We start from the raw sequence: 9,339 nt of genomic DNA, 5'->3' as shown, positions 1-9,339 counted from the left end.
CCAGCATCCTCTGGACCGTGTCCCGCTCGTGCCTCGTGAGCCTGCCGTAGGCCCTCGGGACCGCCCTCGCGGCGCCCTTCCCGCTCTTTCCGCTCTTTCCGGACATGACGTCCTCCGATCTCCCGGGGCCGGCCGATCCGGCCCTCAGGGTATCGGGTTCCCATATTCATCCGCACATGTACGGATGAATATGGGAGGTGTTCGGATGAAGTTGATATTCAAGGCTCCAATTCCAAAATGTTAGGTTAATGCCTGCTGCCCATACTTGCACCTGCGCACGGTACAATGGATGGGTTACGACCAACGTGCCAATAACCAAAAAGGAGCCGCTATGATCGATCGCTATACCCGCCCGGAGATGGGACACATCTTCTCCCTCGAGAACAAGTACGCCATTTGGCAGGAGATCGAGGTTCTGGCCTGCGAGGCCCAGGCGGAGCTCGGCAAGATCGGTATTTCCAAAGACGAGGCCCAGTGGATCCGCGACCATGCCAACTTTGAGAAGGCGAAGGTCGATGAGATCGAGGAAGTCACGCGCCACGACGTCATTGCCTTCCTGACCAACATGAAGGAATACATCGATGCCGATGTTCCCGAGGGCGACCCCAAGCCCAGCCGCTGGGTTCACTATGGCATGACCAGCTCGGATCTGGGCGACACGGCCCTGTGCTACCAGCTCACCCAGGCCTGCGACCTGATCATCGAGGACGTCAAGAAGCTCGGCGAGATTTGCAAGCGTCGCGCCTTTGAGGAGCGCAACACGCTCTGTGCCGGCCGCACTCATGGCATCCACGCCGAGCCGATGACCTTCGGCATGAAGTTTGGCTCTTGGGCCTGGGAGCTCAAGCGCGATCTGGATCGTCTTGAGGACGCCCGCAAGAATGTTGCCTTTGGTGCCATCTCGGGCGCTGTCGGCACGTACAGCTCCATCGAGCCGTTCGTCGAGGAGTATGTCTGCGAGCACCTGGGCCTGGTTCACGACCCGCTGTCCACGCAGGTTATCAGCCGCGACCATCACGCCTATCTCGCCGGCGTTCTCGCCACCACCGCAGCCACCTGCGAGCGCATCGCTACCGAGGTCCGCAATCTGCAGAAGACTGATACGCTCGAGGCCGAGGAGCCGTTCCGTAAGGGCCAAAAGGGCAGCTCAGCCATGCCGCACAAGCGCAACCCCATCACCATGGAGAAAGTCTGCGGTCTGTCGCGCGTCGTGAAGTCCAACGCCCAGGTTGCCTTCGATAACGTCGCCCTGTGGCACGAGCGTGACATTTCGCACTCCTCTGCCGAGCGCGTCGCCCAGGCCGATAGCTTCATCGCCCTCGACCACATGTTCCAGTGCCTCATCCGCGTTATCGACGGCCTGCAGCTGTACCCTGCCCGCATGATGGCCAACCTCAATAAGACCCGCGGCCTCATCTTCTCCTCCAAGGTGCTGCTCGCCCTCGTCGACACGGGCATCACCCGCGAGGACGCGTACGCCATTGTGCAGGAGAACGCCATGGCAACTTGGCACGAGGTACAGGATTGTGTCTCCGGCCCCACCTTTAAGGAGCGTCTCGAGGCCGACCCGCGCTGCACCGTCAGTCAGGAGAAGCTCGACGAGATCTTTGATCCGTGGGACTTCCTCACCCGTATCGACACGGTCTTTGATCGTCTGGAGCAGCTGAGCTTCGAGTAGGTTCGGGCATAACGTTAGCTTTTTAGGGCGCTTTGCTGGTAATGTGTGTTGCCGGCAAAGCGCCTCGTTGCATTTAGGGAAAGACGGGGATAATAGTCGTCTCGAATAACATTCTGAGAGGGGATCGCATGATTTCGTTTGATTACAAGCCTCAGGGCGTGTGTGCTCGCAATATTCACCTTGATCTTTCCGATGACGGCAACAAGGTGATGGGCGTTGAGTTTACCGGCGGCTGCGACGGCAATCTCAAGGCTATCTCCAAGCTGGTCGAGGGCGCTCCTGCCGATCGCGTAATCGAGGTTCTCGCCGGTAATACCTGCGGTATGAAAAAGACCTCCTGCGCCGACCAGCTTACACGCGCTATCGAGGCCGCTCGCACCGAGATCGCCTAATGGGTATCGCCGATCACATCAAGAACGGAATATCGCGTCGCGGCTTTGTACTCGGTGGGGCTGCCGCGGGCGCTGCCACGGTGCTTGCCGGATGCTCGAAAAAAACGGGCACCAGCGATGATGCCGCCGGCGAGCCGCAGGTTATCAAGGACGATTCCAAGATCATCTCGATTACGGATGAGTACGAGGCAGTCGACATCGATCTTGAGCCGGCGGCGTCGTGGACGCTGCCTCTGGGTACGCTGCTGTACTACTGCGACGGCGATTACGCCGCGGCGATGATGGCGCCCGCATCGGCGCTGCACGCCAACACACTCGGTGTGCTCAACCTGGGTGATGGCTCGCTTACCACATTAATCGAGGATCCTATCGAGGGCACGGGATATGCATTCTACGATGTCCGTGCCGGCGACGGCGTATTCGCGTGGGTTGAGATGAACTTTGCCAATTCATCGTGGAAGCTCTACGCTCAAAATCTGTCGGGCGCTTCGCTCTCTGGCGACGTGGTTGAGCTCGATCGAGGTGGCAAGGACTATGATCCGCCCCTGTTTACGGCGTTCGGGTCATCGGTCATCTGGTATAAAATGCCTTCGGCAGGCGGCAATAAAACGAGTAGTGATTCGTTTTGCTATCGTCGCTCGCTTGATGAATCCAAGGCCGAGGTAATTTGGAAATCGACGGGCCGCTTTGCATCGGCCCCGCGCGCGAGCGACGGCATTTTGACCATCTCGCCGCGTGTCCGCAACGACGAGGGCGTCTACTACGGCATAACGGCAATCGATCTGACCGACGGCAACAACACCAAGCGTGCCCAGTTGGTCCTCCCTTCGTCAGTTTCGCCTTTCGAGGCCGTATATATGGGCGATACCTTCGTGTTTTCTATCGAGGCGGCCTATAGTGGCGTGGGCAGCCTGGGCAATATGGGCACGTATATCGGTAATGAGGGAGGGCCGTACCTCTTCCTGTCACGCGAGCCGCTCGCATGTGCGGCTGGCAAGAAGAATAAATACCTTGTTAAGGTACAGGCGTCGCATTTCCTGATCGACACCTCTGCCAAGACCTATGGCTCGCTGCTGTCGCCCGACCGCGCTTTGGAGTATGGCGATTATCCAGCTACGGCGGGAAAATCGGACTCATTCCTTACGTACGCCACGGTGCGCAACAGCCAGGGTATACCAGAGACGGTCACTGCACGCCTATTCTCTCTTTAAGCTTAGAGGGGTTAAAAAGGCGCCAACAGGGGAATAAACGCGTTGTAATTGTGAGTACCGCCCGCCGAGCTGCCGCGTCATAGCGGCATCTGGCGGGCTCAGGTGCGTTAAAATGGGCTTGTTCTTAGCTAATTGAGACAGGGGGGCCGTGTTATGGCTTCAGATGCAAAAAAGATTCTGCTGGTCGAGGATGAGAAGGCAATCCGTGACGCCGTCGCTGCCTATCTCGAGCGCGAAGGCTACTGGGTTGTGGGCGTCGGCGATGGCCAGTCCGCGATCGAGGAGTTCGAGAAGCATCAGTTCGACCTGGTCGTGCTCGACCTTATGCTCCCCAAGATCCCCGGCGAGCGCGTTTGCCGCACCATTCGCGATACCTCGGATGTCCCCATCATCATGCTGACGGCTAAGGGCGAGATCGAGGACCGTATTATCGGTCTTGAGCTCGGCGCCGACGACTATCTGATTAAGCCGTTCTCGCCGCGCGAGCTCGTCGCCCGCGTTCGCGCTCTGTTCCGCCGTGCCCATCAGGCCGACGAGCCCGCCGTCGAGGTACTCGACTTCGGCGATCTGGTCATCGATATCTCGGGCCACAAGATCTTGGTCGAGGGCAAGGAAGTCGATCTGACGGCTTCCGAGTTCAAGCTGCTCACCACGCTTGCCCGCCATCCCGGCCGTGTGTATAACCGCATGGAGCTGGTCGAGAAAGTGCTCGGGTATGACTTTGAGGGCTATGAGCGCACCATCGATAGCCACGTGAAGAATCTTCGCGCCAAGCTGGGCGATGATCCCAAGAAGCCCAAGTGGCTCTACACCGTCCATGGTGTCGGCTATCGCTTCGAGGCTCCGGCCAAGACCGATAAGTCGGACGAGAAATAGGGAAATCACATATGACACCTGCGCGCTTTGAAATCGGACAAAAGCACAAGCAGGAGAGCGAGGCGGGTTCCAAGGCTAGTTGGAACACGCCTCGTTCCGATTCACGGCCAACGATGAGCTATCCCTCGCGCATGGCACTTGCTTTTGCTCTGACATCGCTCATGACGGTATTGGTGCTGGTGGGCGTTGTCTCTGTTGTGTGGGGCACGGTCTTTTCGGATTACACACGCTCCAATATCGTCGAAATCGCAAATTCCGCTGCCGAGAAGTTGGCGACCTCATATGAGGAAAACGGCTCTTGGACCGCGGGAGAACTGCGCACGGTCGCAACGTCGAGTTTGGTTTCCGACGATCTGGGCATGCAGGTCGTCAATAAAAAGGGTGTGATCGTTTATGACGATTCCTGGCCCTCGGCAAGTGCCACCGCCGATGTACGCGAAAACCAGGCTACGACCGACGACACGAGCGGCAAGAGGGCATCGCATAGCCCGGTCTCGTCTGCTCCAACCGACTCCGATAGCGTTGCTAACGTCGAGATTGTAACGTCTTCCGGCGAGCATGTCGGACAGGTAAAGCTGTGGGCCATCGGCTCCGACGCTCTGCTCACCAAGGCGGACTCTGCGTTTAGGGAGAAGACCTTTAACGCCATGGCCCTCGCCGCGGTTGTTGCAATCTGCATTTCGGTCGTTATCGGATCGCTCGTGTCGCGCATGCTCACCAAACCGATTCATCGCATCACCAGTACCGCAAAGCAAATCCGTGACGGCGACCTGTCGGCTCGCACGGGGCTGCGCGGTGATGACGAGATCGATCAGCTGGGTGAGACCTTCGATGAGATGGCCACCTCGCTCGAGAAGGATATGAAACACGAGAAGCGCCTGACCTCAGACGTTGCACACGAGCTTCGCACGCCGCTTATGGCCATGCTCGCAACGGTCGAGGCCATGCAGGATGGCGTGTATCCCACCGACGATGAGCATTTGGAGACCGTTGCTTCCGAGACGCGTCGCCTGGCTCGTCTGGTGCAGCAGATGCTCGACCTATCGCGTATGGAAAACAGCACGGCTCCGCTCAATCTAGAACCGGTGGACATGGTTCCGTTCGTGCGATCGATTGTGAACGGCCAGGAGCGTCTGTTTGCCGACCGTGACCTTCGTCTTCGCTTTGCAGATGAAACCCAAGGGCACGACGATGTCGTCGAGGCCGATCCCGACATGATCACGCAATGTGTTATCAACCTCATGAGCAACGCCATGCGCTACACCCCCGAGGGCGGTTGGGTCGTGGTGTCGGTGCTCAGTGACCGCAGGCACGTCAGCATTGCCGTTTCTGATACCGGCATCGGTATTGCCAAGGACGATCTGTCGCGCATTTTCGGGCGGTTTTGGCGCGCCGATGCCAGCCGCGCCCGCGAAGCTGGCGGCCTGGGCGTCGGCCTCGCCGTGACCAAGCAGATCGTCGAGCGTCACCATGGCTACATATCCGTGGAGTCGGAGCTTGGAAAGGGTACGACTTTTACAATTCATCTGCCCCGCGAGCACACGGCGGACGCGGCATCTACTACAATGGAGCACTAGCTTTTCGCTATTCGGTGAAGGAGGGGCCGCGTCCCTGCCGCTCCGAGTTTGCGAAAACATGCGGGAAAGAACCCGCATTTCTGTCGTATTTAGGTAAGGAGTGACTCACGTGACAACGATGGAGCGTCGTCCGGATTCCCGTGGCAAGGTTCGTGATATTTACGATGCCGGTGAAAACCTGCTGATGGTCGCCACCGACCGCATTTCTGCGTTCGACTTCATTCTTCCCGACGAGATTCCGTTTAAGGGAGAGGTGCTCAATCGCATCTCGGCATTCTGGTTCGATAAGTTTGCCGACATCGTTCCCAACCATCTCGTTTCCATCGACCCGGCGGATTTCCCCGAGGAGTTTGCTGAGTATCGTGACTACCTCGCTGGCCGCGCCATGCTGGTTAAGAAGGCCCAGACGATTCCTATCGAGTGCATCGTCCGCGGCTATCTGACCGGTTCGGGCAAGAAGACCTACGACGAGAACGGCACCGTCTGCGGCATCCAGCTGCCTGAGGGCCTGACCGAGGCTTCCAAGCTTCCCGAGCCGTTGTTCACGCCGTCCACGAAGGCCGAGATCGGTGACCACGACGAGAACATCTCGTTCGAGCGTTGCTGCGAGATCGTGGGCGAGGACATCGCCACGCAGATTCGTGACCTTTCCCTCAAGATCTACAAGGCCGCTGCCGAGTACGCCGCGACCCGTGGCATCATCATTGCCGACACCAAGTTCGAGTTTGGTGTCATCGATGGCAAGGTCACGCTGATCGACGAGTGCCTCACGCCCGACTCCAGCCGTTTCTGGCCTGCTGCCAGCTACGAGGAGGGCAAGATCCAGCCTAGCTACGACAAGCAATTCGTCCGCAATTGGCTCAAGGCCAACTGGGATATGACGGGGGAGACCCCGCACCTGCCCGCCGAGGTCATCGATGGCACGTCCGAGCGCTATCGCGAGGCCTTCCAGATCATCACGGGCTCCCAGTTCACAAGCATGAAGGAGAACGCATAAGTGAGTACCCGTAGCGCCACGAACAAGCGCACGCAATCCCACGAAGTTACCGGGGTTGCGCGCAAGTCTGCCGCATCTGCTAAGCCCGCCCGCCAAGCAGCGAGCTCCGTTCGCGTCGTGCCGGCTTCGTCTAAGGCACGCCGCAAAGAGCTCGAGAAGGGCGAGAACCTCGAGGGCCTCTCTAAAGAGGAGAAGCGCGCCCGCAAGGCTAAGCAGCGCGCCAAGGAGGACCGCATCTATACGGTGTCGAATATCCTCCTCAAGCAGGACGAGGACTACACCAAGCGCCGTCGCATCTGGTGGATTGTGCTCGCCATTGGCATGGTGCTCGTCGTGGCAATTTGGGCCTCGCTGTACTTCGCTCCCGCTGGCATGGTGTCCAGCCCTGTCCAGATGGTCGGCATCGTTTTGTCCTATGTCATCATCCTAGGTGACTTTATCTACGACTTCGCTCGTATTCGTCCCTTGCGCAACATGTACCGCGCGCAGGCCGAGGGCATGTCCGAGAACAAGCTCAACGCTCTTATCGAGCGCGCAGCTGCCGAGGAGGACAAGAAGGACTCCAAGAAGAAGTAGCGTTTGCATACATACTTATCGCTAAGATATAAGGCGCGTCGTTTTTGCGGCGCGCCTTTTTACTGTTCTATAGATAGATGGAGTGGCACATGATTCGAGCTGCCCTGACGGTCGAAGAGGCCCTGGAGGGTATGAAGTCCCTGGAGCCCAAGATTAAAAACTATGCGCGCCTGGTTGTCCGCAAGGGCGTAAACGTTAAGCCCGGCCAGGAAGTCGTCGTTCAGTCTCCGGTTGAGTGCGCGCCGTTTGCGCGCGTGGTGGTCGCGGAGGCCTATGCTGCCGGCGCCGGCCACGTGACGGTCATCTGGGCCGATGATGCCGTGACGAGGCTCACGTACGAGCATGTCGAGAAAAGCTATTTTGAGCAGACGCCCGAGTGGAAGCGCCTGCAGCTGGATTCCCTGGCCCAGGACGGTGCCTGCTTTATCTTTATCGAGGGTGCGGACCCCGCCGCCCTTAAGGGCATCGATCCCGCTAAGCCCGCTGCAGCTTCTAAGGCAAAGAACACGCAGTGCAAAGTTTTCCGCCGTGGACTGGATTACAACATCAATCCGTGGTGCATCGCCGGCGCTCCGGTCGTGGCTTGGGCGCGCGAGGTGTTCCCGGGAGACGCCGATGAGGTTGCAATCTATAAGCTGTGGAATGCGATTCTGCACACCGCTCGCGCCGATGGCCAGGACCCAGAGAGCGACTGGGAGCTCCATGACGCCGCATTCGAAAAGAACCTGCGTTTCCTGAACGGCAATCGTTTCGACTGCCTGCATTACACCGCGGCAAATGGAACCGATCTGACGATTGGCATGACGAAGGGTCACGAGTGGGCCGGCGGCAAGGGCAAGACGCCCGATGGGCACCCCTTCTTCCCCAACATTCCCACCGAGGAAGTCTTCACTTCGCCCGATCGCATGCGCGCCGACGGTATCGTGTACTCGGCCATGCCGCTCATCCACCACGGCAATAAAGTCGACGATTTTTGGATTAAGTTCGAGGGCGGCCGCGTGGTGGACTACGACGCCCGCGTGGGCAAGGCAACGCTCGCAAGTATCATCGATACTGACGAGGGCGCTGCTCACCTGGGAGAGGTCGCGCTCATTTCCAAGAACACGCCGATCCGCGAAAGTGGTGTTCTGTTCTACGATACGCTCTATGACGAGAACGCTAGCTGCCATCTCGCGCTAGGTGTCGGTTTCCCCGAATGCATCGAGGGTGGGTACGACATGTCCAAGGAGGAGCTCCTGGAGCATGGTGTTAACGTCTCGAGCACGCACGTCGATTTTATGATCGGCACGGACGACATCGATATTACGGGCATTACGCCTGATGGACGTGAAGTTGTGATTTTCCAGAACGGCCAATGGAGTTGGGAATAGTCCCAGACCGTGGTACAATGCCACCCGCGGGCCGTTAGCTCAGCTGGCAGAGCAGGGGACTTTTAATCCCAAGGTCCAGGGTTCGAACCCCTGACGGCCCACCATGGAATAGAAAGCGATCAACTTCGGTTGGTCGCTTTTTTGTTGCCGGTGCACGGGTTCGAACCCGTCGGGGCGCGGAGCTGAGTAAACGCGTGAGCGTTTGCCAGTGCAGCGCGCAAGGCGCGAAAGCGCCGCAGCGGCCGCCTGCGAAGCAGGCTGAACCCCTGACGGCCCACCATAGAAAAGAAAGCGATCGACTCCGGTTGGTCGCTTTTTTGTTGCCGGTGCACGGGTTCGAACCCGTATCTAGCTATATATAAGAACGCTTGGCGAACAAAACCCGCCTTTTACCGATGGGAAACAAATAACTGATGCCTTTGGAGTAAAGTAGCGCTCCAGAGATGACCGATGTCTCAATACACATAAAACAGCTGGTCATCGCCAATATCAGAAGCCAATGCTTCAGTTTTAACCTCAGTGATGCGACTGAGGGACCTATTCATTTGTGAACAAAATATGGAGTGCGCGATTCCCGCCCACGGCGCCCCTCCGGTCTGGCAATATATCTCCTTGCCGCGCGGCCCGGTCGGACCGGATGAGCCGCAAAGCGTGCACCTTGA

8 protein-coding genes and 1 tRNA gene are annotated in these 9,339 nt (G+C 58.4%); all 9 read left to right on the top strand.

Annotated features, from left to right (window positions below; genetic code table 11):
- Positions 1–331 precede the first annotated feature (331 nt).
- The 9 genes from purB to I2H19_RS09525 all read left to right on the top strand — a co-directional run bounded on the left by purB (position 332) and on the right by I2H19_RS09525 (position 8,781).
- Positions 332–1,678 (top strand): adenylosuccinate lyase, encoded by a 1,347-nt coding sequence (gene purB, locus I2H19_RS09565; RefSeq protein ID WP_055251306.1) that lies wholly within the window; start codon positions 332–334, stop codon positions 1,676–1,678.
- A gap of 128 nt (positions 1,679–1,806) precedes the next feature.
- Positions 1,807–2,070: a TIGR03905 family TSCPD domain-containing protein gene (locus I2H19_RS09560; protein WP_006236206.1), complete on the top strand. Its 264-nt coding sequence runs from the start codon at positions 1,807–1,809 to the stop codon at positions 2,068–2,070.
- Positions 2,070–3,281, top strand: coding sequence for a twin-arginine translocation signal domain-containing protein (locus I2H19_RS09555; protein WP_055310311.1), 1,212 nt, complete (start codon positions 2,070–2,072; stop codon positions 3,279–3,281). The genes I2H19_RS09560 and I2H19_RS09555 overlap by 1 nt, the downstream gene beginning before the upstream one ends.
- A 153-nt stretch (positions 3,282–3,434) precedes the next feature.
- Positions 3,435–4,157: a response regulator transcription factor gene (locus I2H19_RS09550; protein WP_006236208.1), complete on the top strand. Its 723-nt coding sequence runs from the start codon at positions 3,435–3,437 to the stop codon at positions 4,155–4,157.
- An 11-nt stretch (positions 4,158–4,168) separates the two neighbouring features.
- Positions 4,169–5,734, top strand: coding sequence for a sensor histidine kinase (locus I2H19_RS09545; protein WP_035136482.1), 1,566 nt, complete (start codon positions 4,169–4,171; stop codon positions 5,732–5,734).
- A gap of 118 nt (positions 5,735–5,852) precedes the next feature.
- Positions 5,853–6,731, top strand: a complete 879-nt coding sequence (locus I2H19_RS09540) for a phosphoribosylaminoimidazolesuccinocarboxamide synthase (RefSeq protein WP_035136481.1) — start codon at positions 5,853–5,855, stop codon at positions 6,729–6,731.
- Complete coding sequence (locus I2H19_RS09535; protein WP_022093792.1) at positions 6,732–7,307, top strand: ABC-2 transporter permease; 576 nt, start codon at positions 6,732–6,734, stop codon at positions 7,305–7,307.
- Positions 7,308–7,396: 89 nt separating this feature from the next.
- On the top strand, positions 7,397–8,677 hold the full coding sequence (locus tag I2H19_RS09530; RefSeq protein ID WP_195444074.1) for an aminopeptidase: 1,281 nt from the start codon (positions 7,397–7,399) through the stop codon (positions 8,675–8,677).
- Positions 8,678–8,705: 28 nt separating this feature from the next.
- Positions 8,706–8,781, top strand: a tRNA-Lys gene (locus tag I2H19_RS09525).
- Positions 8,782–9,339 lie beyond the last annotated feature (558 nt).

The sequence above is a fragment of the Collinsella aerofaciens genome (assembly GCF_015560135.1).
Taxonomy (GTDB): Bacteria; Actinomycetota; Coriobacteriia; order Coriobacteriales; family Coriobacteriaceae; genus Collinsella; species Collinsella aerofaciens_AN.
The sequence above is the reverse complement of the archived record's forward strand: the minus strand, read 5'-3'. Positions and strand labels throughout refer to the sequence as shown.

Excerpts from the sequence above, each read along its gene's own strand:
- I2H19_RS09530 (WP_195444074.1), top strand. The coding sequence starts at position 7,397 with ATGATTCGAGCTGCCCTGACGGTCGAAGAGGCCCTGGAGGGTATGAAG.
- purB (WP_055251306.1), top strand. The coding sequence starts at position 332 with ATGATCGATCGCTATACCCGCCCGGAGATGGGACACATCTTCTCCCTC.
- I2H19_RS09545 (WP_035136482.1), top strand. The coding sequence starts at position 4,169 with ATGACACCTGCGCGCTTTGAAATCGGACAAAAGCACAAGCAGGAGAGC.
- I2H19_RS09555 (WP_055310311.1), top strand. The coding sequence starts at position 2,070 with ATGGGTATCGCCGATCACATCAAGAACGGAATATCGCGTCGCGGCTTT.
- I2H19_RS09560 (WP_006236206.1), top strand. The coding sequence starts at position 1,807 with ATGATTTCGTTTGATTACAAGCCTCAGGGCGTGTGTGCTCGCAATATT.
- I2H19_RS09540 (WP_035136481.1), top strand. The coding sequence starts at position 5,853 with ATGGAGCGTCGTCCGGATTCCCGTGGCAAGGTTCGTGATATTTACGAT.
- I2H19_RS09550 (WP_006236208.1), top strand. The coding sequence starts at position 3,435 with ATGGCTTCAGATGCAAAAAAGATTCTGCTGGTCGAGGATGAGAAGGCA.